This window comes from Methylobacterium sp. WL19, from assembly GCF_008040005.1.
Lineage (GTDB): Bacteria > Pseudomonadota > Alphaproteobacteria > Rhizobiales > Beijerinckiaceae > Methylobacterium > Methylobacterium bullatum.
The window spans coordinates 1-26519 of record NZ_VRVC01000071.1 but is presented as its reverse complement, the minus strand read 5'-3'; the positions used below and the strand labels follow the sequence as shown (position 1 = coordinate 26519).

Below are 26519 nucleotides of genomic sequence, written 5' to 3'. Positions count from 1 at the left end.
GCTCCGCACCGGCGCGGTTCAGCCGCGCATCGCCGAGATTCTCGATGCCGCCGCCGAGAAGCCCGGATCGGCCCCCGCCGATCTCGTCGCCGCGATCCTCGATCACGTGATCGCGCGCGGCCTCGACGACCCGGCCGCGCATCTGGAGGCCGAGCAGCCCCACCCCACCGACACCCATCCGCCGACCCGCGAGCGCATCGCCGCCCTCGGCAGAACCCTCGACGCCGAACTCCTGGCCGCCGCGGCCATCGTGCCGCCGCCCCACGCGCTGGGCCAGCTCGCCGCCTATTTCGCGGACCCCGCCGGATTGTGCCGGACGGCCACGGCGGATTTCCGGGGAGCCGTGGAGGAGCATGACGCGGCCGTACGGGCGCATCTCGAAGCGACGGCGGCGGCGATCGGCACCGAGGAGCGGGTGCTGCGCGAGAACAGCCGGCCCGGCGCCATCGTCCTCGCGGTCACCGGACTGCTCTTCGCCTCTTTCGCCCTCGGCCTGGTGACCCTCGGCTTTCCGGGATTGTCGGCCTGGGAAGCGCGCCTCGTGGCATGGGTGGCCCTTGCCTGCGGGGCCGCGCTTGCGGGTTTCGGCCTGTTCAGGCTGTGGCGGGGTGAGCGGACCACGATGATCCTGCGGCCCGAAGCCCTGGCGATCCCCGGCCTCGACCGGCCCATCCCCTGGGACGACATGGCCGACCTCGACATGACCCTGCAGCAGACCGGAATCGTCACGCGCCTGCTGCTGCCGCCGGAAGCGCCGTTCCCGCAGCTTGTGCCGGGAGGCCGGAAGATCCGCCTCGACCCCAAGCGCCGCATCGTCACGATCAGGGCCGGCCTGCCGCGGAAGATGACGCTGCAGGACTTCGCCGACCTGATCGGCCGCTACCGCCACGCGGCGGAAGCGCGCCGCGTCCTCGCCGAGGCCGGCTCATCCCCGGCCCGCTCCACCCCCGACGCCAGAGCCACGTGAGGCCCGCACCCATGACCGCTTCCGCGAAAAGCCCGGACACCTTGCGCCTCCCCCCTCCCCGCCAGGGCTGGGGCAACATATTCTGGACGCTGTTCGGCCTCGCGGCGCTCGCGGGCCTCCTGGGCGCCTGCCTCGTCTACACGGCGCCGCCGCTGCTCTCGGATTGGCAGGTCCGCGACACGGCCCATCCCGTCGCCGACGCGCGGGTGACGGACGGCAAGTGCAGTGCCAAGATCGTGATCCACATCTGCGACGCGACGCTGAACCTGCGCACGCCCAACGGCACCGTGGCGCGCCGGGTGAACTACGTGTTCAGTGGCCTGCATGTGGGCGATTACAGCATCCGGGTGATGGCCGATGCGGGCCGTCCCGACCTCGTCACCACCGATCTCGGGCTCGACCGGTTGTGGAACCGCACCCTCACCTTCCTGGCGATCACCGGGGCGCTGGCCGCAATCATCGTGCTGGGCATCGCCGGGATGATCCGCAACCGGCGCGCGACCTCCTGAAGGCGCCTCGCTCCGGCCGTCGAACCGTCACCCCAGGCCCGTGATCCGGGGCCGCCGCACCACGAAGGAACCGCCGCATGATGTCACGCCGCCACGTTCTCGAAGCCACCGCCCTCGTCCTGCTCTCCGCATCGGCGGCATGGGCCGAGCCGACGGTGGGCCTCGCCGAGCGCCGGGCGATCGCCGCCTACCGCCAGGACCGCTATCCCGCCTACGAGAAGGCGATCCAGGACGCGGCGGGCATGCCCGTGCCGGTGGAGGTCGCCTGGGACCAGCTGACGATCCCCGGCGATGCCAAGTACTATGCGGACGAAGGCTATTTCGGGAAGACGATCTTCGAGCCCATCGCCGCCGGGCTGAAGGAGGTCGGCAAGGACAAGATGGGCCGGGACGCCCTTGCCCAGAAGCTCAAGGCGATCCGCATCCGGTTCGACGAGAAGACCGCGCCGGCCTCGAACTACCCCAACGGGCTGACCTTCGAGGGCGGCACCCTCGACGTGAACTGGCGGCCCTTCTCCAACGTCGCCGACTTCAAGGACAGGGTCGATGCCGTGGTGAAGGTTCTGGAAAAGAACCTCTGATCGCAACGCTGGCCGCGTCTCCTTCAGGCGCGGCCGAGAAGCCGGTGAACCTGCCACGTGATCATCATGCTCGACGCCATAAGGATCGCGTAGAGAAGGTTGAGAAGAAGCGGCGTGTCGTGCATCGGCCCGAACCCGTGCTGGTACGGTGGGAGGAAAGCACCTCCCTGGCAACAACCGGGCCATGCCCTCCCCGCCGACGGGCCGTTCACGACGTCTGCGGGCCGGTGGGTTCGAGGGCCTTGGCGGAGACCAAGCGCATCAGGACCGCCAGCAGGTCGGTCTGGGTGACGATCCCGAGGACGCTGCGATCCTCGGCCGTGACCACCACCGCATGCGTGTGTCCGTCGCTCAGCGTCTCGACCAGGGAAAGCACGGGCTCGTCCGCCATGGCGGTCCTGGCCGTCGACATCACCTGCGCGATGGCCCCGTCACCGCGCAAGGCGAGTTCGCGCAGGCCCAGCGTGCCGGCGAGCCGGCCGGCGCCGTCGATCACGGGCAGGGTCCGGATGTTGTGCTTGAGCAGCAGGTCGCGCGCCTTCGCGACGGAGTCGTTCACGCCGATCGTGACCACGTCCCGCGACATGACCGTGCCGCAGTCGAGCTCCCCATGGGCGCGGGCCATGGCCTGGCTCTCGACTTCGCGGAGCAACCGATCCAGGTCGGTCCGGTCGATGTCGAGGGTTTCGTTCAGGGACTCGAGCGCCGCGTCGACGTCGCGGGCATTGAAGCCGACGCGGAGCGGAGCGGGCAAATCGGCCGTTCCATGGACGTTGACGGGCGCCGCCTGCGGAACATGCGGATATTGCCGCCCCGACAGCCGATGGAAGGCGATGCCGAGGCCGACCAGGATGAGGGAGTTCAGGCAGACGGGGACGAAGGGAAACAGGAAGCCGGAGGACGCGATGGCCGGCCCGCCGATGAGGGCCGTCAGGGCGGCGGCACCGCCCGGCGGATGCAGGCAGCGCGTGAACGACATCGCCGCGATGGCGAGCGAGACGCCGACGCCGATGGCCAGCACGGGGTTGGGGATGAAATAGGCCGCCGTGACGCCGATCAGGGCCGAGATCGTGTTGCCGCCGATGATCGGCCAGGGCTGGGCGAGCGGGCTCGCCGGCACGGCGAAGAGGAGCACCGCGGTCGCTCCCATCGGGGCGACGATCAGGGGAATGTGCGGCCCCTCTCCGACGATCCAGCCGCTGACGAGGCCGGTCAGCGCGATGCCCAGGAGTGCACCGAGGCAGGCGATGAGACGCTCGCGCAGCGTGGCACCCGCCAGGATCGGCCGAAACAGGCGAGATCCGAGCAGCTCGCCGAGACGACGCCCAGGACCGGCGATGTTGGACATCCTCTCCTACCCCTCCCCCGTTCGACCGCGCACTCGGCCGCTCATCGCCGCCATCGCTGGCTCACGAGCCTGGTATACCAGAGAGAGTTTTACAGGCCGCGTCGAGATTTGCAATCTCGATAGGCATTTTGCCTTTTGGTGAGGCAATCCGGGCGTCCGATATAGTCGCACGACGCTTTCGCGTTCCGATCGCTCACAATTTTGGCCGCCGCCGAGTATGCGAGCGTGAGATCCTGCCTGCCGATCACTGTCCTGTGATCGATGATGCGGGTCATCCGAGGGCGCTCGCGCTGCGGTCCTCTCCGGACCTGCGGCTCGCTCGGACGGCGATGGCGGCTCTGGCCATCGCGCCCCTATGACGCCACACGGCCGGGGCATCGACGCCGCCACCGGCTCCACCATGAAAGAGGCGCATGGAAAGCGTTACCGTCGTCCTGGCCCTGCTGCTGTCCGTCCTCGTCAGCGGCGCCCTCGGCCGCCTGCTTCCGCTGCCGTTGCCGTTGATCCAGATCGCCATCGGCGTGGCCCTGGCCCTGGGACCGCTGCCGAGCACGTCCCTCGACCCCGAAATCTTCTTCCTCGTCTTCCTGCCGCCGCTTCTGTTCCTCGATGGCTGGCGTATTCCGAAGCGTGACCTGTTCCGGGACGGCAAGACCGTGCTGGCCCTGGCGCTGGGCCTTGTGGTCCTGACCGTGCTCGGCATCGGAACGCTGATCCACGGCATGATCCCGGGGATGCCGCTCGCCGTGGCCTTCGCCCTCGCGGCCGTCCTGTCGCCGACGGACCCCATCGCGGTCTCGTCCGTGGCGGCGCAGGCCCCGGTTCCGCGCCGTCTCATGCACATCCTCGAAGGCGAGGCCCTCCTCAACGACGCCACCGGCCTCGTCTGCCTGCGCTTTGCCATCGCCGCCGCCCTCACGGGCACCTTCTCGCTGCCCCAGGCCGCGACCACCTTCGTCTGGCTCGCGCTGGGCGGCATCGGCATCGGCGCCGCGACCACCTTCCTCCTCATGGGCGCGCAGGACCTTCTGCGCCGGCGCACGGGGGAGGATCCCGGCCTACAGATCCTGTTCAGCCTGCTCACGCCGTTCGGCGCCTATCTCGCCGCCGAGCATGTCCACGCTTCCGGCATCCTGGCCGCCGTCGCGGCCGGCATCGCCATGACCTATGTGGAGATCCAGGGCCGCAGCCTGGGCGCCACGCGCGTCCGGCGCACCGCCGTCTGGGACACGGTGGCTCTGGCCGCCAACGGCTCGATCTTCGTCCTGCTCGGCGAGCAACTGCCGGAGGTGCTGCGGCAAGCCGTCAAACAGGCGGACGTCCAGGGGGCCGGCTGGCTCGTCGCCTGGATCCTGGCCATCACCGCCGGCTTGATGGCGATCCGCTTCGTCTGGGTCTGGATCTCGCTCCAGTTCGTGCTGATGAAGGCACGCCGGAGCGGCGATCGCCGGGAGACGCCGACCCTGCGCCTCGTGGCCGCGACGACCCTGGCGGGCGTCAAGGGCGCCATTACCCTCGCGGGTATCCTGACCCTGCCGCTCACCCTAGCGGACGGCGCGCCCTTCCCCGCGCGCGACCTCTCGATCCTCCTGGCGATGGGCGTGATCCTCACCTCGCTCCTCCTGGCGAGCACGGTCCTGCCCCCGCTGCTGCGGGGCCTGCGCCTTCCCCCCGAGCCCAGCCACGATGCCGAGGAGGACGCCGCCCGCGCCGCCGCGCGCGACGACGCCGTGAAGGCCATCGAGGCCCTTCAGCATCGGCTCGTGGAGGAACAGGAAGACGCCTCCATCGCGGTGGAAGCCAGCGCCCGCGCCATGGACCGCTACGAGGGGCTGGAAGCAGCGACGGCGGAGCCGCGGAAGGATGTCAGCCGCATCAAGCAACTCGCCCTTACCGAGAAGCGCCTGCGCCTCGCGGGCATCGAGGCCGAGCGCCAGGCCCTCTATCGCCTGCGCCGCTCGGAGGCCATCGACGACGTGGTGCTGCGGCGGCTCGTCCGGGAAATCGATCTGGTGGAGGCGCGCCTCGTCGTCTGAGCGGGTCGGGCGGGATCTGGGCGCGCGATATAATCCGTGACACCGCGTGCGCGCGAGCACGCCAAGAATGGAGATGGCGCCCCATATCTATTTCCAACAGCAACAAGCAGACCTCACTCCAGATCTGCAGCTTATAGGAGCCATGTCACCCCCATGAAGACCCGTATTGCCGCCATCGCCACTGCCCTCGTTCTTGGTGTGTCTTCGATTTCTTCGGCGATGGCTTACGATCGTCCTGCCCGTTACACGGGGTTCTCGCCCTACGATGTCGAGACGACGGGTTCGCTCCAGTCCCGTGGTGATGATGTCTCGCGCAACCCGTCCACCTGCCCGATGAGTTCGGCCGCCGAAGGCAACGCCAACCAGCAGAACTTCCCGGTCCAGCAATACGGCCAGACCTCGGGCGGGAACCGCTGCTGATCGGTCGACGAGGGTTCGCCGATGAAGCTGAAACCGTTCAACTACGCGATGATCGGCGTGTTCGCCGTCGGCCTCATCGCGACGATCGTCGGCTCGCTGAAGGTCGCCATGGGGTTCTGAGACCCCTTAGATCCGAGACGTCGTGCCAGGCCTCGATGAGTTCGCCTCATCGGGGCCTTTTCGCGCGCCGTCACGGCGATTGCGGCTTTGCGGATCCCGGATCGGTCGATGGCGAACCGGTGCGCCCGTCCGATCAGCCGAGCCAGGAGCCGGCCACTTCCGTCATCGCGCCGGGGGAGCCGCCGGTCTCGTCCGCCACCGGCCGGAACGCCAGGATCCGGCGCTCGACCTGAAATTTCGTCTGGATGGCGCGGGCCAGCTCCTCCTGCCCGAACGGCTTGGTCAGGCGCACGTCATCGGCGTGCTCGCCCTCCGCCGGGTCGGCGTAGCCGGTCGCGAGGATGGCCGGCAATCCGGGATGGTCCCGGCCGATCGCCGCGATGAGCTGCGTGCCGTTCATGCCCGGCATCAACTGGTCCGTGATCACGAGATCGAACGGTTCGGCGCAGCGCAGGACGTGCAGGGCCTGCGCGCCCGACGCCGCCTCCTTCACCACGTGACCGAGATCCTCCAGCAGGGCCGCCGTGTTCATCAGGACCAGCGGGTCGTCATCGACCACCAGCACCCTCAACGGTCTCGTCGCCGACGGGCAGAGGGCCGTTTCCGGCACCGCCTTTCCCGGGTCGCCGGCCTCGGCCTCGGGCAGCCACAGCTCGGCCGTCGTGCCCTGGCCCGGAACGCTCCTGAGACGCAGCCGGCCGCCCGACTGCTCGGCGAAACCGTGGATCATGGAGAGCCCCAGCCCGGTGCCCTTGCCGACACCCTTGGTCGTGAAGAACGGCTCGGTGGCGCGGGCCAGCGTCTGCTCGTCCATGCCGTCCCCCGTATCGGTGACCGACAGGCAGACGTAGCGACCCGGAGCGAGGCCGGGAATTTCGTCGGGGGCGACCACCGCGTCGCGCGCCGCGATGGTGATCCTGCCGCCCTCCGGCATGGCATCGCGGGCGTTGACGGCGAGATTGAGCAGGGCCAGTTCGAGTTGGTTGGCATCGACGTTGGCGAGCGGCAGCTGGGGGGGGAACCGCGTGGCGACCGGGATGCCCGCACCGATGGAGCCCTGCAGCAGCTCGGTCATGCCCCGCACGAGCTCCCGCACGTCCACGGGGCCGGTTTCCAGCTTCTGCTGGCGGGCGAAGGCGAGCATGCGCTTGGTCAGCGTGGCGCCCCGCTCGGCCGCCTGAATGGAGTTCTCCACCAGCTGCAGCAGCTTGCGATCCGGCGGGAGGCGCTTGCGGGCGAGATGCAGATTGCCGAGCACGACGGCGAGGAGGTTGTTGAAATCGTGGGCGACACCCCCGGTGAGCTGACCGATCGCCTCCATCTTCTGCGACTGGACGAAGCGTGCGCGCGCGTCCTCCAGAGCCCGCTCGGTGTTCCGCCGCTCCGTGACGTCCCGCGTGATCTTGGCGAAACCGATCAGCTCGCCATGCTCGCCCCGGATCGGATCGATGACGACATGCGCCCAGAAACACGTCCCGTCCTTGCGGACGCGCCGGCCTTCGGCTTCGAAACGGCCTTCGGTGGCCGCCGTCCGGAGCGCCTGGGCGGGCAGGCCCGAGGCGCGGTCCGCGTCGGTGTAGAAGCGCGAGAAATGCTCGCCGATGATCTCGTCGTCCGTGTAGCCCTTGAAGCGCTGGGCGCCGCGATTCCAGCTCGTGACCTTTCCCTGAGGGTCGAGCATGTAGATGGCGTAGTCCCGCACGCCCTGCACGAGCAGGCGGAACTGCTGCTCGCTCCGTTCGAGGGCGGCCAGGGCGGCCCGTCGCTCGGTGAGGTCGCGGGTGACCTTGGCATAGCCGACGAGGGTGCCGTCCTCGCCACGGATCGGATCGATGAGCACGTGCGCCCACATCAGGCTGCCGTCCTTGCGGACGCGCCATCCCTCCTGCTCGAACCGCCCCTCGGTCTCGGCGATCCTCAAGGCCCGGCCGGGCAGACCGATGGCCCGGTCGTCGTCGGTGTAGAAGCGCGAGAAGTGCTCGCCGATGATCTCGGCGTCGGTATAGCCCTTGAAGCGCTGGGCGCCGCGGTTCCAACTCGCCACCCGACCCTGCGGATCGAGCATGTAGATGGCGTAATCGACGATGCTCTCCACCAGCAGGCGGTACCGCTCGTCGTCGACGACCAGGGCTTCGACCGCATCCGCCGCCGTCATGGCGTGACCGATGGTGGGTTCTCGATTGGAGACATCGTCAGCCATGGGTCCACCCTACTCGATACCCAACACGATGTCGGCTGCGTCGCCTTTCGGACGCTTCGCTGACCCACCCGGTGACTGGTGCCCCAACGCTCCATGACCATACCTCGACCGGACGTCGGAGACAGTCTCACGCCTGTCGCAACAGAATGACTGGATTTCCATTCCCGCTTCAATGCGGGGTGACTGTCAATTGATAAGTTCTGGCGCCCAAGCGCCGTCGCGCGGGGCCTTGGAGCCGGTCACCGGAGTCCCTGCGCCGGAACGGCCGTCGCCATCGGCGGCGATGGTGAAGCGGGTCGTCATGGGGATGCAGGCGCAGGGCCGTGGCGGACCCGCTCCGTCCTCAGTCGATCACCTCGACGATCCGGCGGGTGCCCGGCTCCACCAGCACCGGGATATCGTTCACGACGGTGTAGTTGTAGCCTTTCAGGGCGAATTCGGGAGGCACGTCGTAATAGACGACACCGCCCTCGGGCAGCACGGCGCCGACATGCACCTTGCCCCGATAGGCGAAGGACGGGCGACGCTCGCCCCGCGTGTAGATCCTGAACCGTTCCCGGCGATCGATGCCGAGGATCTCGTTGGCGGTCCCGACCGCGCCTCCGATCACGCTGCCGACGGCCGCGCCGAGGGGGCCGGCGATGTTACCGCCGCGCTCGGCACCGTCCTCGGTGCCGCGGGCGTAACCTTGTGCATGAGCCGCCATCCCGACGCTCAACGCCGCGAGCACACCCGCCGCAACACCTAACCGCATGGGTTTTCCGCCCTCGTTCCCGACGTGCCGACAAGGCCGGACGACCGAAATCCCCCGACGGCCTCTTCATGGCGCGTTATCGTTAACGAAATCCGCCCGTCGGCGCGGGCCCCGATCCGACCGGCTTCGGCCATTGGGGGGATGGTGCCGGATGAGGGGATTGAACCCCCGACCTTCGGTTTACAAAACCGCTGCTCTACCGCTGAGCTAATCCGGCCCGATGCGCTAGCTACCAGCCGCGGGCGCGCCGTTCAACCGTCGATGAACGGGGTGTCGGCGCCCTGTCGTCCGACGAGGCCGGCCGCCCGGCGTTCCTCTCCTCCGGCCCGGCCCCGGATCGACTCATGTGGGCGGGGCGTCTTGGCAACATGTTAATCTGTCGCCGCCATGCTGACGAACAACATGAGATTTCGGGGCGGGCGACCAAGGACATGCATATCGTCATCGTCGATACCAGCCGCGTTGTCCTGAAGGTCGTTGCCGGCATGCTCGAGCCGCAGGGCCATAACGTCGATGTCTTCACCGACTCGCAGGCCGCCCTCGACTTCGTCACCTACACGCCGACCGTGCGAGTCCTGATCACGAGCCTCGAAGTCCGCCCCTTGAGCGGCCTCGAACTGTGCTGGTCGGCGCGTCTCATCGCCGAAACCAACCGGCCGCTCTACGTCATCACCATGTCCTCGGCCCGCAATTCCCGCAATCTCGCCGAGGCGCTCGACAGCGGGGCGGACGATTTCATCGAAAAGCCCCCCGGCGCCGAGGAGCTGCATGCCCGCATGCGGGCGGCGGACCGCCTGACGACCATGCAGAGCGAGCTGATTCGCCTCGCCGAGACCGACCCGCTCACCGGCCTCCTCAACCGGCGCGCCTTCCTGCAACGGGTGCGGGACGCCGCCGATCGTGTGGGCAACCACGGCGACATGTCGGCGATCCTGGTGGATATCGACCATTTCAAGCGCATCAACGACGAATACGGCCACGATGTCGGCGATGCGGCGATCCAGAGCGTCTGCAAGACCATTGCGGAGGAGGGCATCGTCGGGCGGCTCGGAGGCGAGGAGTTCGGCATCGTTCTTCCGCACCGGCCTGTGACCGATGCCGAGGCGCTCGCGTCACGACTGCGCCGCCTCGTGGAGGCCCTGCGCATCCGCGGCGCCCGCACCCCGATCCGCCTCACCTGCAGCTTCGGCGTGAGCCAGTGGAGCGAGGGCGATACGATCGAGGCCATGATCAAGCGGGCCGATATCGCCCTCTACGAGGCCAAGACCACGGGGCGCAACCGGGTGATGTCGGCCGCCGCCGACCTCGTCCTCGCCCGGGCGGGATGAGCCAATCCCATTTCGAACCGGGCTGTTCCTGATAGGGACAGGCACCCTGGCGCCATGGGCGCGCTTCCGTCCGCATTAACCGAGATGACGCGGTTTTCGGACCTGTTTTCGTAAAATACCCCCGTGTATTCATGGGCCATGGCCCGGATTCGATGAAGAATCCGATGGAACGGGATTTGAACTGCTCTCCACCAGCCCGATCGCGATGTGTCGCGATGGGACAGAGGGGGGAGCGGCATGAACCAGGCCGTGGGGGTTTTGATCGTCGACGAGCCAGCGGTGCTCGGGCCTGTCCTGCGGGCCTTCCTGGAGCATGAGCCCAGCCTGCATACGCTGGGCGAGGCCGATCTGCCGCTGGGCGGTCCGGGCACCGGGAGCGTCGTCGCCCTGGTGTTCCTGCCCGAGACCGCGTCGAAGAGCGCCCTCGCCCGGATCGCCGCGCTCAAGCGTCACCCGAACCTGCGCGTGCTGGTGGCCTTCCAGAGCCTCCCCGCCGAGACCCTGCGGAGCCTGCTCGAGGCGGGGGCCGATGCGGTGGTGGCGCAATCGGCGACCCCGCGGGAGATCAGCGCGACGATCGTGCGGCTGGCCCATGCGGGCGACGCGGACACGCAGGCCGCCGGCCCGGCGGAAGCCGGCGATGGGCTGACCCCGCGCGAAGCGGAGATCCTCCGGTTCCTCAGCGCCGGCTTCAGCAACAAGGAGGTGGCGCGCCGCCTCAGCCTCAGCGTCCGCACCGTGGAGACGCATCGGCTCAACCTGCGCCGCAAGACCCAGACGGGCCGGCTGAAGGACCTCGTCTGCCTCGCCCGGCAACTGGGTCTGGCCCCCGTGGTGGAGAGCGAGACGCCACGCCAGGGCAAGAGCGAATCCGGCCACCATGGCCACAAGGCCGTCATCGAGACGATGGCGCGGCATTAAGGGAGCGCTAGGGGATCGATCGCAGCGTCGGCCGTATCCGCTCCCCAAAAGAAAGCCCTGCGAGACGCAGACAGGATCAGATTCACCGAACGGGTGCATTCGCTTCGATTCTAAAGCGGCATCCGTTTCAGGCTGTTCGGATGATGTTCCAGATGTCGGGATGGGCGGCATGCGGCCAGAATTTTCCCAACATTGGGAATGCTCTTGGGCGGAATAAAATCGGGCAAATTCGCAGCTCGCGGTATCGCCGTTCAGTAGATCCTAGTGTTAAGGTACATGAACTCCCGGGATTATCCCTCGCAAATTGCCATGACACATCTTTTCACCACACTGCGGCACCCGGTTGAGAAGCTCCGTGAGGCAGAGCATTTCCTTGGTCGCCTAGCCTTCGCTGGCGGACTGGAGTTTCAGTTCGAATTGAATGCTTTTCTCTCCGCGAGCAGAAGCGTGACCTTCCTGCTTCAATGCGCGATGGCGAAGGTACCTGGATTTGCGGATTGGTACGGGGCTCAACAAACTTCCATGAAGTCCGACGCGGCAATGCGTTTCTTTGTCGAGCTCCGCAACATCTCGCAGAAGCAAGGCCCGGTTTCTTTTGTTGGGGGCAGCTTGCAGAATGGGGGGTGGACTTACCGCTTTGTGGGTCGCCCTCATGCGGTGCCAGAAGACTTGGTTGGCAAGGACATATGCGCTTGCTGTGCTTCGCATCTATCGAAGCTTGCTCGATTGCTTGCTGAATGCGCCAACGAATTCCCTTTTCAGAGCTGTCCGGGGCGAGCGTTCACCGTGGAGGGCATGAACGCCCTGAAGTACGATTGGCGGGACGCAGAAGAGGCGGCAGGTTTACCACCAGGTTACACTCAAGTCTCTGGCATTCCAGCAGCAGAAATGTTGCGACTTCTTAGGCGCGAGATCGAACCGCTCGATACGAAGACCATCGAGCGGATAGGCAAAGGCGACATGCGTGTTGGTGAAGCGAGCCTCTCATTCCACCAATCGAACGGCGACGATTTGGTCGATGCGTTGGCGTCGCGAATGGACGCAACGGACGGCAACGGTACTCACCCCCGCGACGTCTTCTTGAGCTCAATCCTCACCCGCATCGATGAAATCGAACGGGAAGGTCACTAAATGTTCGGTCCAGGCCTATGCCGTCGCCCGGGCCTCGGGCTTCGCCGAACCGGACCGTCCCTTATGCTGCGCCACTTTTCCCGTAGTCGCACCCATGACCTTGGCTGTCGCCGAACTCTTGGATTTCATCTTGGCTGACACCTTGGCCTTCACCGAGACCCTGCCCTTCGCCGCATCGAGACGCGCCCGCAGCAACCCGAGAACCGCCGCCTCCTCGGGCTTCAGCCCGGCGATGTCCGTCCGCAACTCGTCCTCCACCGCCTCCGCCACCTGGAGCAGCAGCGCACCCTCCAGGTAACCGTCGAGGATTTCGGGGTGGATGTAGCATTTGCGGCAGATGGTCGGCGTGTTGCCGAGCCGTGACGCGACGCTCTCGATGGCCGCGCGAAGGTTCTTCTTGGCCTTGGCCTCGGTGTCGAACGCCTCGAATTCTTGGAGGGCCAGCGCGGCGAGAACGGTGCCGGCCCAGGTCCGAAAATCCTTGGCAGTGATCTCCTGCCCGGTGATCTCGCGCAAATAGGCGTTGACGTCGGCGGAGGTGACGTCGCGCGTCTGGCCGGCGTCGTCGATATACTGGAACAGCTCCTGGCCCGGCAGGTCCTGGCAGGATTTCACGATGCGGGCCACGCGCCGGTCCTTCACCGACAGGTTCCACATCTTGCCGCTCTTGCCCTTGAAGCGGAACGTCAGCTCCGCGCCCGCGACGGTCACGTGGGGATCGCGCAGGGTGGTGAGCCCGTAGCTCTTGTTGGTGCGGGCGTAATCGTCGTTGCCGACGCGGATGAGGGTCGCTTCGAGGAGGTGAACGATCGTCGCCAGCACCTTCTCACGGCACAGGCCGCGACGGCCCATATCCTCGTCCACCCGCGCGCGGATGGCGGGCAGTGCGTCGGCGAAGGCCATGATGTGCTCGAACTTCGTCGAGTCGCGCGCCTGCCGGAAATCGGGATGGTAGCGGTACTGCTTGCGCCCCTTGGCGTCCCGGCCCGTGGCCTGGATGTGGCCGTTGGCGCGGGGGCAGATCCAGACGTCGGTATAGGCCGGCGGGATCGCCAGGGACCGGATTCGCTGCAGGATCTTCGGGTCACGGACGGCCTTCCCCTTCGCATCGCGATAGGAGAAACCGGTTCCGCTCCTCCGCCGAGTCAGCCCCGGCCGGTCGGCATCCACATAGGTCAGGCCCGCCTCGATGGCCGCATCCCGCGGATCGGCGACGACACCGTCCTCTTCGCGATCCGCCGCCATCCTCTGCCTCCCGTCGGTTGTCAGGAACGGTCAACCGGCAGGATATGCGCAGCGTTCCGAGCCGGGCCGGCGGCGCGATGTCTCGCCCGGCCGCGTCATCGCCCCCGGCCTCCGTCCGGCTTCGCACGAGGCGGGGGCGTGCTACAGCGCCTGTCATGGCCACGTCCCCCTCACCCTCCTCCGCGCCGATGAAGCGGCTCGTCTTCGTCGTCACCGAGGATTGGTTCTTCGCCTCGCACTTCCTGCCCATGGCGCGGGCCGCCGTGGCGATGGGCCTGTCCGTGGCGGTGGTGACCCGCGTGCGCGCCCACCGGGCCGTGATCGAGGCGACGGGCGCGCGCGTGGTCGAGCTGGAGGCCGAGCGGTCGAGCCTCAACCCCATGGCGGCAGGCTATGCGGCGGGCCAGCTCGCGGCGATCCTGAAGGGGCTGAAGGCCGACATCGTCCATTGCATCGCCCTTCGCTCGATCCTCGTGGGCGGGACGGCGGCGGCGATGGCGGGCATCTCAGGCCGGGTCTACGCCCTGACCGGGCTCGGCCTGATGGGCGCGCGCGCCGACCTCGCCGGCCGCATGGGCCGCCTCGCCCTGCGCCAGCTGATCCGTGGCCCCCTCGCCTCGAAACAGACCCGGTTCCTGTTCGAGAACCCGGACGACGCCACCGCGCTCGGCCTCGATCCGGCCGACACGGCGGTCACCATCGTCGGCGGGGCCGGCATCGATCCCGCTTTGCTCGCGCAGACGCCGCAACCGCCCTCCCCGCCCCTGCGCGTCGCCATCGTAGCGCGGATGCTGTGGTCGAAGGGCATCGACACGGCCGTGGAGGCGATACGACTCGCCCGTGCGGAGGGTGCCGCTGTGGAGCTCTCCCTCTACGGGGCGCCGGATGCCTCGAACCGGAGGGCGATCCCCGAAGAGACCCTGCGGTCGTGGAGCCGGGACGGCGTCACCTGGCACGGCCCGACCCGCGACGTGACCGGGGTGTGGGCAAAGCACCATGTCGGGTGCCTGCCCTCGCGGGGCGGCGAAGGCCTGCCGCGCACGCTGCTGGAGGCGGCGTCCTGCGGGCGTGCCCTCCTCACCACCGACGTGCCCGGCTGCCGGACGCTGGTCCGCGACGGGATCGAGGGCATGCTGGTCCCGCCCGACGACGCGCAGAGCCTCGCCGCCGCGATGATCCGGCTCGCCGCCGATCCGCTCCTCGTGGCGAGGATGGGCGAGGCCGCGCGGCGGCGCGTGGTGGAAGGGGGCTTTACCGAGGATGCGGTGATGCGGGCGGTGTCCGGACTCTACGCGGATCTGCTGCGCCCATGACGCCCTCGGTCGATCCACTTCGCTTCATCCGCGCCAATACGCGGCTCCTGCCCGTGCCCCACGCGCCGGAGATCGTGCTGCATGTGGCCGACGAAGCCACGGAGCTGTGGCAGAAGACGGAGGACGAGCTCGATTCCATCGGCCTGCCGCCGCCGTTCTGGGCCTTCGCCTGGGCGGGGGGCCAAGCCCTGGCCCGGCATGTCCTCGACCGACCGGAGCTCGTCGCCGGGCAGCGCGTCCTCGATTTCGCCTCCGGCTCGGGGCTGGTGGCGATCGCGGCGGCGCTCTCCGGCGCCACCCATGCGACGGCGAGCGACCTCGACGCCTTCGCCATCGCGGCCATCGGCCTCAATGCCGGGGCCAACGGCGTCGGCGACAGGATCGCGCCCGTCCTCGACGACCTCATCGGTTCGCGGCCCGCCGATCTCGGCGTCACGACGATCCTGGTGGCGGACATCTTCTACGAGCGGGACATCGCCGGCCGCGTCACCGACTGGCTGGCGGCCCTGCACGAGCAGGGCGCCACCATCCTCATCGGAGATCCCGGCCGCTCCTACCTGCCGAGGGACCGGCTCGACATCCTCGCGACCTACGAGGTGCCGGTGAGCCGCTCCCTGGAGGATGCGGAGATCAAGCGCAGCAGCGTCTGGCGCTTCAGGGCTTAGGAGCCGGGGGCGTCGCCTCCGGTGTCATGCCGGTGCCGGGGGGTACGGTGGAGCCGGGTGCCATCGGCGCGGCCGGGGCGGTGGCGGCTCCGGGGGCGTCGCCGCCCTTCAGGCAGGATTTGATCAAGGCATGCCGGTCGGCCTTGTCGGAACCGGCGGATTTCGCCTCCTCCTTGCACGCCTTGCGCGCGTCGACCTTGCAGGACTTCATGAACGTCTTGGCTTCGTCGCCCTTCAGGCCCTTGGCCTTCATCTCCTGCTTGCAGGCCCCGATGCGGCCGCCGACGGCGGCGGAGGCTTCCGTCACCGGCAATCCGGCGAGCATCCCGACAACCAGGACGGACTTCAACGTCGAACTCATCATGATCGCACTCGCTTCATCGGATGGAGAGGTGGGTCCAGGCAGAGGCGGGCCGTGATCGATGGGCCGCCCCGCCTCGTGTCATCGCTCAAAGCGCCGCGGCGCGGCTCCGTCTTCGGCCATGCCCGCCATGGATGCAACGCCCAAGCCCCCTCCGGTCCGTCCCCCGCGCGGGCACATTGCCGTGAGGGAGATCCGCGACGAGGGGGCGCCTTCGGCTCATCCGGCCTGCGGCATCCGGATCTGGTCGAAATCGAGCAGGGCCGTCTCGATCACGATCTGCGTCCGGCTGATGACGTCGAGCTTGCGCAGGATCTCGGAGACATGCGCCTTGACCGTGGAATCGCCGACCTGGAGCTCGTGCGCGATCTGCTTGTTGAGCTTCCCCTGCCGGATCATCAGAAGGACGCGCAGCTGCTGCGGCGTCAGGCGGGCGATCCGCTCCGCGAGCTGGGTCGGAGGGGCCGAGCCGGCCGCTTCATCCGACAGGGCGGCGGGGATCGACAGACCTCCGCCGAGCACGTCGGCGATGGCCCGTGTCAGCGTCGCCTTGTCCACCGCCTTCGGTACGAATCCGGCCGCGCCGTGCTGCAGCGCCTCGCGCATGATGCGAGGGTCGTCGAGGCCGGACACGACGAGGATCGGCACACGCGGGAAGCGGGAGCGGATCGAGACGAGCCCCTCGAAACCCAGGACGCCCTGCATCGAGAGATCGAGCAGGACGAGATCGACGGTGCCGGCTGCCGCCAGGACCGCCATGGCGGCGGCGATCCCCTCGGCCTCGTCGATGACCGCTTCGGGAAAGGCGAGCTTGACCGCGCTCGCCAGCGCGTCGCGAAAGAGCGGGTGGTCGTCGACGATCAAAAGATGCATGGCCGCTCCGCCGCTGCCCTCTTCCATCGCAGATCCCCCGCACGCCCTCGGCGACCCTATCAGATCCCCGCCGGGCACGCCAAAGCGGTGGGAGGGCCGGACCCCGAGGGCCCCGGCACCGTCACGGCGCCGTGATCTTGACGCCGGTCTTCTCCACCTCGGCCCGGACCATCGTCTTCGTCTCGACGGGAGCCACGGACCAGGCCACCGCACCGATCAGGCACAGTGCGGCGAGGCTGTAGGCGAAACCGTGCATCACCCTCATCAGGCCGAGGAGGAGCGGAATGAGCGACAGCGCCATCGCCATGGTCGGATTACCCGTCAGGTAATAGACCGAGGCGAATGCGATGACCGACATGATGATCGCTTTGAGGAAGTTAGGCACGCATCTCTCCGTTCCGTGAAGCCACTGACGCCGAGGGTCCGATCGCTCGAAGTCTCCTCGGTCGATCCGACCCCGGAGGTTCCCCTCCGAGGGACTTATGCCGGAACGGTGACAGTTGACGCATCCCTTCCCCCAGGAGGCAGGACGCGACGACATTCCCCGCCCGACGACCCGCCGGTGCCTCGCTTCCTGCAGGGAAGGGAGGGCCGGGACCACCCCTTGCCGAACAGACCGCCCATGCGCGGCAGCGGGCCCGATGGATCCCGATGGACGGCGTTCGCCCACCCGCCATCCGCACCGGCGGGAACAGGCAATTCCCGCGCCGATGCGGCGGTCATCGACGCGCCGGCCCGCGACCGCGCTCGCAGGCCGGCCGTGCATCCTTGCCGCACGATGGATTTGGCCATCGGGAGAACCAGGCCGAACCGGTTGAATTGAAAAATTGAAGCGAACCGGCAAGAATATGAACGACCCCGCACGGTCTGACATGGAGGACTTGACGGAGCGCTGCATACAAGTCAGATGTACGATTACGCACGTAAAGTTTCAGGGACGACGAATTTCATCAAATGAATATGCTTCATTTGTTGAATTTGCAGCTGCGTTGCTATGTCATGATCAACCTCCGGCGTTGATGAGCGGCTCATAACTGCGACGTCGTCTCCTCAGGGCGCATGCATGGTCATTTCCTCCCAGCACACGATCCGCAACAGCCTCCTCTCCCGGCTGCGGGCGGACGATCGAGCGTCCATCCTGGCTGCCCTCGATCGGGTCGAGCTCAAGCGGAAGGACGTTCTTGCCCAGCCGAACGAACCGCTGACCCATGTCCATTTCCTGGAGACCGGAGTCGCCTCGGTCGTCGTCGGCACGCGGGACCGCAGGCGGATCGAGGTCGGCATCATCGGCTCCGAAGGCGCGACCGGCCTGCCGCTGCTGTTCGATGTGGATTCCACGCCCCACGAAACCTTCATCCAGATCGAAGGCGAAGCCTTGCGGATGAGCAAGGACGCATTCATCGGCCTGATCGAACAAAGACCCGCGTTCCGCAGACTGATGATGCGCTACGCCCACATCTTTCAGCTCTTCACGGCACAGACGGCCCTGTCGCACGGCAGCTATACTTTGGAAGAGCGGCTGGCCCGCTGGTTGCTGATGTGCCACGACCGGGTCGAGAAGGATGAATTTCCCATCACCCATGAGTTCCTGTCCGTCATGCTCGGTGTCCATCGCCCGGGCGTGACGACGACGATCCATATCCTCGAGGGGGCCGGCACCATTCGGGCGCGCAGGTCCCACATCGAGATCGTCGATCGGCCGAAACTCGAACTCATCGCGGGCGACAGCTACGGCATACCGGAGGCCGAGTATCGTCGCCTGATCACGAATGACGTCGCACCGGAGCAATGAGTAGTCTGCACCTCGAGGGCCGGGCGATGGCGGGCCGCACGGCCCTCATCCTACAAGAGCTTTCATCCAGGCAGAGCGAGACGCCGGCGAGCGTCGCGCTCGTCCGCAGGAAAAACGAAGCTCCGTGCCCAGCCGATAAACGGCCCTCATCGCTCCGTTATTTATTTGTCATGACGCAGTACAGCCGACAGATCGCCTTCGACGCGAAACTCCATCCGATCCACCCCTCCCAATAGTGATTGTACGGTCGGCTGAATACTGAATTCATACGCGCGCCGGGCCGCATCCATTCGACAAGTTGACGCATAAATCCGTCATTTTGTCTGTCGAGATCGAAGGTGCGGCGAAATGTCGACACGACTTTATGTGTTCGGATCGGGCAGATGCACGAACAGGATCATACATACCTCGGGGAACTCGCAGACCATTACGACCGAGCCGGAAGACGGAATTCGAGGCTAGGCTACGACTTTGGTACAAGGTCGATTGCTTTAAGATAATGATGTTTTGTACGTTTTTGCCATCATAGCTCGTTGAAGTCGCATCACGAAAGATGTTACTTCTGAGCAGATTTCGATGCTTATCGATAGAGATATTGAACATTGTCGAGGAATAGAATCTCGAATACGATGGAGAGCGTGTTCAATCCGCTCGTCCAGAAGCTCGAAGGCTTCGTTGCGCTCGACGAAGCCGACAGGGACGTGCTTCATCGGATCACAGCCATCGCCCGCGACGTCCCCGCCCGCACCAACCTCGCCCGTGAAGGCGAGCCGCACAACGACATCGTCCTCATCACCGAGGGGATCGGGTGCCGGTTCAAGCAGCGGGCCAACGGCGCCCGCCAGATCACGGCCTACCTCGTGCCGGGGGACACCTGCAATCTCGACATCACCCTGTTGAACCGCCTCGATCATACGATCGCGACCATCTCCGCCTGCAAGGTCGCGCGCATTCCCGCCCCGGCCCTCCGGGAGATCATGGAGAACCATCCGGCGATCGCCCGGGCGCTGCGCATCTCCGCCCTGATCGACGAGGCGACGCTGCGCGAATGGCTGGTGAATATCGGCTGCCGTTCGGCCCTCGAACGGATCGCGCATCTCTTCTGCGAACTCCTCGTGAGGCTGCGGGCCGTGGGCCTCGCCACAGAAGACAGCTGCGATCTCCCCATGACCCAGCACGAGCTCGCCGATACGACGGGGATGACGACCGTGCACGTGAACCGGTCGCTGCAGGAGCTGCGGCGCCGGGGATTGATCGAACTCAAGGGCAAGAGTCTCAAGATCCTGGACTGGCCCAGGCTGAAATCCCTCGCCGAGTTCAAGGCCGGCTATCTTCGCGTGGAAGGGCAAGCCGTGAGCTGAGCGCCCGTCGGGTCGTCACGGCAAGGAGGTCGGTATGCCGCGTTACTTTCTGAACCTGCGCGATCGCGACGGGCTTCATCGCGACTTCGACGGAGACGTGTTCGACTCCATGGACGAGGTGCGCAACGACGCCGTGATCGGCATCAAGCAGATCGTCGCCGACGCGCTCGGCGGCGGCGCGACGTTGAGCGAAGCCCTGGACCGCTCGTTCGAGGTGGTCGACGAGGCGGGTATGACCGTCCTGACGATCTCGTTCGCCGAAGGCGTCGCATCGCGCTCCACGCCCTGAAGGAGGGACAGGTCACTCGGGTTCGGGTTCGCATTGGAACGGCGCCCGAGAATCTTTCCCCGACACCGTGCTTTGGGTGGTTGACCGGTAGGGACCAGCCGTTGTGTTGTCCCCGCCGACAACGCAACTGGGTTCACACATCTCCTCGACGGCTGCTTTCTCGAGCCGACGGCATCGATATGAGGCGCGGTAGGCCACCTCTTCCTGGAAGGAGAGGGACCCCGTCGTACCCGCGAGAGGTGTGAACATCGCAGGCCGACAACGAGGGGCTTTCGCGGATGACTTCGAGGCACGTGCCGACTTCGCCATTCTCCGACCAGAAGCCGGGGACGTCGGGCCTTCGCAAGAAGGTCCCCGTCTTCCGGCAGCCCCGCTACGTCGAGAATTTCGTCCAATCCATCTTCGACATCATCCCCGACCGCGAGGGCGCGACCCTGGTGGTGGGCGGCGATGGCCGCTTCTTCAACCGCGAGGTGGTGCAGACGACCCTCAAGCTCGCCGCCGCCAACGGCTTCGGCCGGGTTCTCGTCGGCAGGGCTGGTCTCCTCTCCACCCCGGCGGCCTCCTGCGTCATCCGCAAGCACGGGGCGATCGGCGGCATCGTCCTGTCGGCGAGCCACAATCCCGGCGGACCGGACGGGGATTTCGGGATCAAGTTCAACGCCGCCAACGGCGGTCCGGCGCCGGAATCCGTCACCGCAGCGATCTACGAGCGCACGAAGGCGATCACCGAGTATCGCATCGCCGACGCGGCCGATCTCGACCTCGACACCGTGGGCGAGGCGAGGATCGACGGCATGGTGGTGTCCGTCATCGACCCGGTGGCCGATTACGCGGCCCTGATGCAGGAACTCATCGACTTCGACGCGATCCGCCGCCTGTTCGCCTCCGGCTTCCGGATGCGGTTCGACGCCATGAGCGCGGTGACCGGCCCCTACGCCACCGCCATCCTGGAAGGGGCGCTGGGCGCCCCCGCCGGCACGGTGGTGAACGGCACGCCGGAGGAGGATTTCGGCGGCCACCATCCCGACCCCAACCCGGTCCACGCCCACGAGCTCTACGAGCTGATGCTGAGCGCGGACGCGCCGGATTTCGGCGCGGCCTCGGACGGGGATGGCGACCGCAACATGATCGTGGCACCCGGCCTCTTCGTCACCCCGAGCGACAGCTTGGCGATCCTTTCCGCCCATGCCCATCGCGCGCCGGGCTACGCCTCCGGCCTGGCGGGCATCGCCCGTTCGATGCCCACGAGCCGCGCCGCCGACCGGGTCGCCGCCTCGCTCGGCATTCCCGCCTACGAGACTCCGACGGGCTGGAAGTTCTTCGGCACCCTGCTCGATGCCGGGCTCATCACCCTCTGCGGCGAGGAGAGCGCCGGCACCGGCTCGAACCACGTCCGCGAAAAGGACGGGCTCTGGGCCGTGCTGCTGTGGCTCAACGTCCTGGCGGCGACGGGCAAGCGCGCCGACGCCATCGTGCGCGAGCATTGGGCCGCGTTCGGCCGCGATTACTACACCCGCCACGATTACGAGGAGATCGAGTCCGAGAGCGCCAACCGCCTCATGGAGGGGTTGCGCGCGCAGCTCGCGAGCCTGCCCGGCCGCCGGATCGGCGACCTCACCGTCTCCACGGCGGACGATTTCCGTTATGTCGACCCGGTCGACGGCTCCGTGACGGCGCAGCAGGGCATCCGCATCAGCTTCGCCGAGGATGCGCGTGTGGTCTACCGGCTCTCCGGCACCGGCACGGCGGGGGCGACCCTGAGGGTCTATATCGAGCGCTACGAGAACGCCCCGGACCGGCTCGACCTGACGCCGGATTCCGTCCTCGCCCCGGTCGTCCAGGCGGCGCGCGACATCGCCGACATCGCCGGCATCACGGGGCGCAGCGAGCCGAGCGTCATCACCTGAGCCCGGGGAGGGACGCCCCTCCCCGCCGATGCCGCACCCCGGGAACCGGGTTTTACCGTGCCCATTGTCCTGAAGATCACGGGTGATCGCCGGCCACGTGATGCCCGCGCACCCCTTCTCGCACAGATGGGACAGACATGAAGTTGCAGGGCAAACGCGCTCTGATCACCGGGGCGGATTCCGGTATCGGACAGGCTGCGGCCGAGCTGTTCGCGCGTGAAGGCGCGGACGTGGCGATCACCTACAACACCGACGCGGACGGCGCGCGGGAGACCGCGCGCCGGGTCGAGGCCGCCGGGCGCACATGCTTGGTGATCCAGGACGATGTCGGCGACCCGGCCACCGTCGAGGCGACCTTCGCCAAGGTGGCGGCCGAGTTCGGCGTCCTCGACATCCTCGTCAACAATGCCGGTCAGGCCATGAGCGGCATGCCGGTGGCCGAGATGGATGACGGCAAGCTCGAGCAGATCCTGCGGGTCAATCTGATGGGGCCGGTCTTCTGCGCCCGCGCCTTCATCAAGGTCCGGCGGGCCAATGGCGGGCGGGGGAAGATCGTCATCGTCTCCTCGGTGGCCCAGCACCTGCCGACACCGGAAAGCGCACCCTACGGCATGTCGAAGGCCGGTGTCGGCTCCCTCTGCCGGAGCCTGTCGCGTGAGCTCGCCGAGGACAAGATCAACGTCAACAACGTCGCCCCCGGCCTGATCGAGACGCCGATGACCAGCGACCGGTTCGAGAACCCCGAGAAGCTCGAAGCCTCCCTGGAACGCATCCCGTGGCACCGCGCCGGCCAGCCCGACGAGATCGCCAAGGCGATCCTCTACCTCGCCTCGGACGATGCCGATTACGTCACCGGCCATACCCTCGTGGTGGATGGCGGCCTGACCATGCAATGGGGCGGCGCGTAGGACGGGTCTTCCTTCGGGAACGGGATAGCGAAAAGGGCCGGATCGTGATCGATCCGGCCCTTCTCATGTCTGGTCTCACGCCGCCGCCTTGGGTGCGGCGGGTATGAAAGGCTACGCGGCCGGCGGGGCGGTGGCCTCGACGGCCGTGAACTCTTCGAGGATCGTGTAGGTGTGCTCGGCCCCGGCCGGGACGAGCCAGGAATCGCCGGGCTCCAGGGTCACGGTCTCGCCGCCGACCGTGAGTTCGGCCCGGCCGGAAATGACGTAGCCCACCGTCTCGTAGGGTCGGCTGGCGCTCGGCTTGTCGTCCGTCGGCGGCTCGTGGCGCCACATCCGCATGGCGACCCGCTCACCCTTGGCGAGGCCGATTTCGCCATGCGCACCCGCGCGGGCATTCTTCGTGGAAATCTTCGTGGTCATGGCGCTTGAAACCTCGTCGCGTTGCGGTGAATCCAACCGGGGAATGGCGGTGGCGTTCCTCAGGAATCGTCAGGAGGGATGGCCCAGGAACGCCTCGGCCGAGCGCAGGGCCAGGGCCATGATGGTCAGGGCCGGGTTGGCGGCGAGCGAACTCGGGAAGGTCGATCCGTCGCTGATCCAGAGGTTCGGGATTTCGAAACTCCGGCCATGGGGATCGACCACGGCGCTGTCGCCGCTCCGGCCCATCCGGCACGTCCCGATCGTGTGCGCGACGCGCTCCAGCACCCAGATGTCGGTGGCGCCGGCGGCTTCCCAGATCGCCGTCATGGTCCGCGTCGCATGGGCGTTCAGCCGGTCCTCGTTGGAGGAATAGCCGAAATCGATGCGGGCCTTGCGCATCCCGAACGCGTCCACCTCGTCGGCGAGCACCAGCACGTTGGCGTCGCAGGGCAGGGTCTCACCGTTGATCCCGATGCCCGCCATATGGTTGTAACGATTGAGATGTTCGGTCAGCGCCCGGCCCCACAGGCCACGCCCCCGCGCCACCGAGTTGCCCCAGGTGACGGGCAGGACGCCGAGACTCTGCATCAGGTAGCCGCCTGCGAAATCCGCATCATCGGGCCGGACCATGTCCTCGCTGATGAGCGAGGAGGGATAGCCCCGGTTCATCCGCATCTCGGCCTCGAACGTGCCCCAGACCTGGGTCGCCACATGGCCCATATAGTTGCGCCCGACCTGGCCGCTGCCGTTGGCGAGCCCGAGATGCAGGAGGAGCCGGGGCGTCTCCACGGCGCCGGCGCAGAGGTAGACCGCCGCGCAACGCTGCCGGTGATCGACGCCGTCGTGCCGGTAAATCACGGACGTGATCCGGCCCTCGCTGTCGCGATCGATCCCGTGCACGCGACAATCGGGACGGATTTCCGCGCCGTTGGAGACGGCATGCGGCAGGTAGGTGACGTCCATGCTGGTCTTAGCGCCATTGCGGCAACCCTGGTGGCAGTATCCGCAATTGATGCAGCCCCGGCGCAGGGCACCGCCCTCCTGGGGGAAGTCACCCGAGACAACGGCTGCCGGTGAATCGGCTGTCCGGATGCCGAGCCGGTCGCACGCTTGGCCCATCACCTGCGCCGGCCCGTTGCGCGGGACCGGGGAGAGAGGATAGCGCCGGCCAGGATCCCAGGGGTACTGGGAGGGGCCGGACACGCCGATAAACGCCTCGACGCGCTCGTAGAACGGCCGCAGGTCATCGTAACCGAGGGGCCAATCCACCCCCATCCCGGTCTCTGAGTGAAGACGCAGGTCGCGCTCGTCGGCGCGAGGCGTGAAGGCGCCCCAATGCAGGGTGGAGCCGCCCACCCCGGTGCCGCTGTTGTTGGCGCCGAAGGCCTCCGGCGTCGAACCGCCGCTGAGGCGCTCCTCGGTCCAGTAGATCTCGTCGGCGAGCGTCTCGTCGAAGGCAAATCGCGCGGGGTCGAAGTTCGGCCCCGCCTCCAGGGCGACGACCTTGAGCCCGGCCGCCGCGAGGCGGGCGAGCACCGGCGCGCCACCCGCGCCCGTACCGATGACGACGACATCGACGATGTCGGTGGTTGCGTAGCGACGCATCGCATCGAGCTTCATCGTCCGGTCTCCCCGAGGGTAGAGGACTTTTGCAGAGCAGAGGACTCCCAGGGTTCCGGGTCACCGATGCCGACGCGCACGAAGCCCGGCAGGGTTTCCGCATCGTCGCCGCCCGCGCCAATCCCGGAAAAGCCGATCCGGGCGAGGCTTGCGGGGTGGGCGAGATAGATCCGCACTGCGTCGCTGCGCAGATCCTCGAACCACAAGGTCATCTCTTCGGCATCGAGCCCATCCACCGGCACCTCATGCGACAGCGGCTCGCCGGCGGCGGCGGCCTGCAGGAAGGCGTCCTGCTCACCGCCGTCGAGGCACAGGAAGCCCGTCGCGTGGACGGACCGGGCGGCGGCATCCAGGGTTCGCAGGGCGGCGCGGTAGGCCGCTCCGTCCGCCGGCAGCTTGGCAAAACGCCATCCATCCCCGGTTCCGGCAGCGAGCCGAGCCTCGATCTGCGCTGCGATGTCGATCCGGCCCGTGCCGTCCTGCGGCAAAACCCTGTCCACGACGGCGCGAAGCTGCGCGAGCTCGACCGGGTCGAGGTACACGGGCCGATCGGCCGAGCCGTCGGGTTCGGCCCGAGCGAGGAGCGCCGCGCGCAGGCGCGTGTTCACCCGGTCGGATTCGATCAGCGCGCGATAGGGCTCCGGCACGGTCGGTGCCTCGGACTTCAGGAGCGGTTCCTCGGAGGCGAGACCCGCGATGAGGCTGGCCACGGCCTCCGGCCGCTCCAGCGGCAGCAGGTGCCCTGCGCCATCGAGAGCAACCAGCCGGCCATGGGCCAAGTGGGGAAGGGTCAGAGCCTTCTGCGCGGCGGTGCCGAGATCGGCATCCTCGGTTCCGCCGACGACCACGGCCGGCATGCGCAGGATGCCGATCCGGCGGCTCCAATCCTCGCGGGAGCCGTCGCGCAGCCACGCCGTCCAGGCGGCGGGAGAGGCGCGCAGAACGTCCTCGACCGCGCGGGTCCGAAGCGGCTCGCCGAGGGGAGAGCCGGTATTCTGGTCGACGAACTCTCCGGCCTTACGGCGACGGGTCTCCGCATCCGCTGAGATCCATTCCATCATCTCCCGCCGCTTGTCGTCGGACATCGGCTCGGGGCTCGGCGGTGAACCGCCCAGCAGCACCAGCCCGGCGAGCCCCGCCAGATCCGGTGCACCATCCTCGGCGCGCCGGGCGAGGGCCAGGGCGACCTTCGCACCCATGCTATGGCCCGCGAGATACCATCGACCACCGGGATCGGCGGCGGCGATCCCCGCCGCCACATGATCCGCCATCGCCGCCACCGAATAACCGGACACGGCGGCGGCATCGCCGAAACCGGGCAGGTCAAGAGCCACAATGCGAGCGACGCCATCGAGAAGAGCCGCGACCGGCTCCCATTCCCGCGCGCTTCCCCCAAGGAAATGCAGGCAAACCACCGTGCAGGGGCCGGGGATGGTAGTGTGGGGGG

The 26519-nt window shown here is 67.5% G+C and carries 24 protein-coding genes, 1 tRNA gene and 1 pseudogene; 15 read left to right on the top strand and 11 right to left on the bottom strand.

The features are described from left to right. The 3 genes and pseudogenes from FV220_RS14995 to FV220_RS14985 form a co-directional block, all read left to right on the top strand. A pseudogene (locus FV220_RS14995) lies at positions 1-967 on the top strand (peptidase M48); the annotation flags it as partial. An 11-nt stretch (positions 968-978) separates the two neighbouring features. Continuing rightward, positions 979-1476, top strand: a complete 498-nt coding sequence (locus FV220_RS14990) for a hypothetical protein (protein WP_147832284.1) — start codon at positions 979-981, stop codon at positions 1474-1476. A 77-nt stretch (positions 1477-1553) separates the two neighbouring features. Next, positions 1554-2057, top strand: a complete 504-nt coding sequence (locus tag FV220_RS14985; protein ID WP_018045554.1) for a hypothetical protein — start codon at positions 1554-1556, stop codon at positions 2055-2057. Between the two features lie 208 nt (positions 2058-2265). On the opposite strand, the gene FV220_RS14980 is transcribed toward FV220_RS14985, so the two are convergent. Beyond that, complete coding sequence (locus FV220_RS14980; protein ID WP_147832282.1) at positions 2266-3405, bottom strand: HPP family protein; 1140 nt, start codon at positions 3403-3405, stop codon at positions 2266-2268. 413 nt (positions 3406-3818) lie between these two features. Here FV220_RS14980 and FV220_RS14975 point away from each other — a divergent pair, with 413 nt between their 5' ends. Then, entirely contained in the window at positions 3819-5441 is a 1623-nt protein-coding gene (locus FV220_RS14975; protein ID WP_147832280.1) for a Na+/H+ antiporter, read from the top strand. A gap of 153 nt (positions 5442-5594) precedes the next feature. Next, on the top strand, positions 5595-5861 hold the full coding sequence (locus FV220_RS14970) for a hypothetical protein (RefSeq protein WP_056141150.1): 267 nt from the start codon (positions 5595-5597) through the stop codon (positions 5859-5861). A gap of 253 nt (positions 5862-6114) precedes the next feature. Here the strand turns inward: FV220_RS14970 and FV220_RS14965 are convergent, their stop codons facing one another. The 3 genes from FV220_RS14965 to FV220_RS14955 all read right to left on the bottom strand — a co-directional run bounded on the left by FV220_RS14965 (position 6115) and on the right by FV220_RS14955 (position 9152). Further along, the gene (locus tag FV220_RS14965) at positions 6115-8136 is read right to left on the bottom strand and encodes a PAS domain-containing sensor histidine kinase (RefSeq protein WP_147832288.1); all 2022 of its coding nucleotides are present in this window, start codon (positions 8134-8136) and stop codon (positions 6115-6117) included. A gap of 388 nt (positions 8137-8524) precedes the next feature. Further along, positions 8525-8935: a DUF1236 domain-containing protein gene (locus FV220_RS14960; RefSeq protein ID WP_026176243.1), complete on the bottom strand. Its 411-nt coding sequence runs from the start codon at positions 8933-8935 to the stop codon at positions 8525-8527. 142 nt (positions 8936-9077) lie between these two features. Beyond that, positions 9078-9152: transfer RNA gene (locus FV220_RS14955), tRNA-Thr, on the bottom strand. A gap of 214 nt (positions 9153-9366) precedes the next feature. On the opposite strand from FV220_RS14955, the gene FV220_RS14950 reads away from it, so the two are divergent. From FV220_RS14950 to FV220_RS14940, 3 genes are all read left to right on the top strand, one after another. Beyond that, positions 9367-10263 (top strand): diguanylate cyclase, encoded by an 897-nt coding sequence (locus FV220_RS14950; RefSeq protein ID WP_056141158.1) that lies wholly within the window; start codon positions 9367-9369, stop codon positions 10261-10263. Between the two features lie 237 nt (positions 10264-10500). Beyond that, positions 10501-11184, top strand: coding sequence for a response regulator transcription factor (locus FV220_RS14945; protein WP_147832278.1), 684 nt, complete (start codon positions 10501-10503; stop codon positions 11182-11184). Positions 11185-11493: 309 nt separating this feature from the next. Continuing rightward, positions 11494-12315 carry a hypothetical protein gene (locus FV220_RS14940; protein WP_147832276.1) on the top strand — a complete coding sequence of 274 codons (822 nt, stop codon included), beginning with the start codon at positions 11494-11496 and terminating at the stop codon, positions 12313-12315. A 15-nt stretch (positions 12316-12330) separates the two neighbouring features. Here the strand turns inward: FV220_RS14940 and FV220_RS14935 are convergent, their stop codons facing one another. Next, positions 12331-13560 carry a DNA topoisomerase IB gene (locus tag FV220_RS14935; RefSeq protein ID WP_147832274.1) on the bottom strand — a complete coding sequence of 410 codons (1230 nt, stop codon included), beginning with the start codon at positions 13558-13560 and terminating at the stop codon, positions 12331-12333. A gap of 155 nt (positions 13561-13715) precedes the next feature. Here FV220_RS14935 and FV220_RS14930 point away from each other — a divergent pair, with 155 nt between their 5' ends. Together FV220_RS14930 and FV220_RS14925 are read left to right on the top strand one after the other, a co-directional pair. Then, complete coding sequence (locus FV220_RS14930; RefSeq protein WP_147832272.1) at positions 13716-14873, top strand: glycosyltransferase family 4 protein; 1158 nt, start codon at positions 13716-13718, stop codon at positions 14871-14873. Beyond that, positions 14870-15538 carry a methyltransferase gene (locus tag FV220_RS14925; protein ID WP_147832270.1) on the top strand — a complete coding sequence of 223 codons (669 nt, stop codon included), beginning with the start codon at positions 14870-14872 and terminating at the stop codon, positions 15536-15538. The genes FV220_RS14930 and FV220_RS14925 overlap by 4 nt, the downstream gene beginning before the upstream one ends. Here the strand turns inward: FV220_RS14925 and FV220_RS14920 are convergent. The 3 genes from FV220_RS14920 to FV220_RS14910 all read right to left on the bottom strand — a co-directional run bounded on the left by FV220_RS14920 (position 15528) and on the right by FV220_RS14910 (position 17157). Then, on the bottom strand, positions 15528-15902 hold the full coding sequence (locus FV220_RS14920) for a PsiF family protein (RefSeq protein ID WP_147832268.1): 375 nt from the start codon (positions 15900-15902) through the stop codon (positions 15528-15530). The genes FV220_RS14925 and FV220_RS14920 overlap by 11 nt on opposite strands. A 216-nt stretch (positions 15903-16118) precedes the next feature. Continuing rightward, the gene (locus FV220_RS14915; RefSeq protein ID WP_056141172.1) at positions 16119-16799 is read right to left on the bottom strand and encodes a response regulator transcription factor; all 681 of its coding nucleotides are present in this window, start codon (positions 16797-16799) and stop codon (positions 16119-16121) included. A gap of 94 nt (positions 16800-16893) precedes the next feature. Continuing rightward, entirely contained in the window at positions 16894-17157 is a 264-nt protein-coding gene (locus tag FV220_RS14910) for a hypothetical protein (protein ID WP_018045570.1), read from the bottom strand. A gap of 678 nt (positions 17158-17835) precedes the next feature. Between FV220_RS14910 and FV220_RS14905 the strand changes: the two genes are divergently transcribed. From FV220_RS14905 to FV220_RS14885, 5 genes are all read left to right on the top strand, one after another. After that, complete coding sequence (locus FV220_RS14905) at positions 17836-18564, top strand: Crp/Fnr family transcriptional regulator (protein ID WP_147832264.1); 729 nt, start codon at positions 17836-17838, stop codon at positions 18562-18564. A gap of 629 nt (positions 18565-19193) precedes the next feature. Then, the gene (locus FV220_RS14900; protein WP_147832262.1) at positions 19194-19925 is read left to right on the top strand and encodes a Crp/Fnr family transcriptional regulator; all 732 of its coding nucleotides are present in this window, start codon (positions 19194-19196) and stop codon (positions 19923-19925) included. Between the two features lie 34 nt (positions 19926-19959). Continuing rightward, the gene (locus tag FV220_RS14895; RefSeq protein WP_056141185.1) at positions 19960-20214 is read left to right on the top strand and encodes a hypothetical protein; all 255 of its coding nucleotides are present in this window, start codon (positions 19960-19962) and stop codon (positions 20212-20214) included. 278 nt (positions 20215-20492) lie between these two features. Next, positions 20493-22124 (top strand): alpha-D-glucose phosphate-specific phosphoglucomutase, encoded by a 1632-nt coding sequence (locus FV220_RS14890; protein WP_147832260.1) that lies wholly within the window; start codon positions 20493-20495, stop codon positions 22122-22124. Positions 22125-22261: 137 nt separating this feature from the next. Next, the gene (locus FV220_RS14885; protein WP_147832258.1) at positions 22262-23032 is read left to right on the top strand and encodes a glucose 1-dehydrogenase; all 771 of its coding nucleotides are present in this window, start codon (positions 22262-22264) and stop codon (positions 23030-23032) included. A gap of 111 nt (positions 23033-23143) precedes the next feature. Here FV220_RS14885 and FV220_RS14880 read toward each other — a convergent pair whose 3' ends face one another. The 3 genes from FV220_RS14880 to FV220_RS14870 all read right to left on the bottom strand — a co-directional run bounded on the left by FV220_RS14880 (position 23144) and on the right by FV220_RS14870 (position 26487). After that, positions 23144-23452 carry a cupin domain-containing protein gene (locus FV220_RS14880; RefSeq protein WP_147832256.1) on the bottom strand — a complete coding sequence of 103 codons (309 nt, stop codon included), beginning with the start codon at positions 23450-23452 and terminating at the stop codon, positions 23144-23146. Between the two features lie 69 nt (positions 23453-23521). Next, complete coding sequence (locus FV220_RS14875) at positions 23522-25072, bottom strand: GMC family oxidoreductase (protein ID WP_147832254.1); 1551 nt, start codon at positions 25070-25072, stop codon at positions 23522-23524. Further along, positions 25069-26487 (bottom strand): alpha/beta hydrolase, encoded by a 1419-nt coding sequence (locus FV220_RS14870; RefSeq protein ID WP_147832286.1) that lies wholly within the window; start codon positions 26485-26487, stop codon positions 25069-25071. Before FV220_RS14870 ends, FV220_RS14875 begins: the two co-directional genes overlap by 4 nt. Positions 26488-26519: the final 32 nt, after the last annotated feature.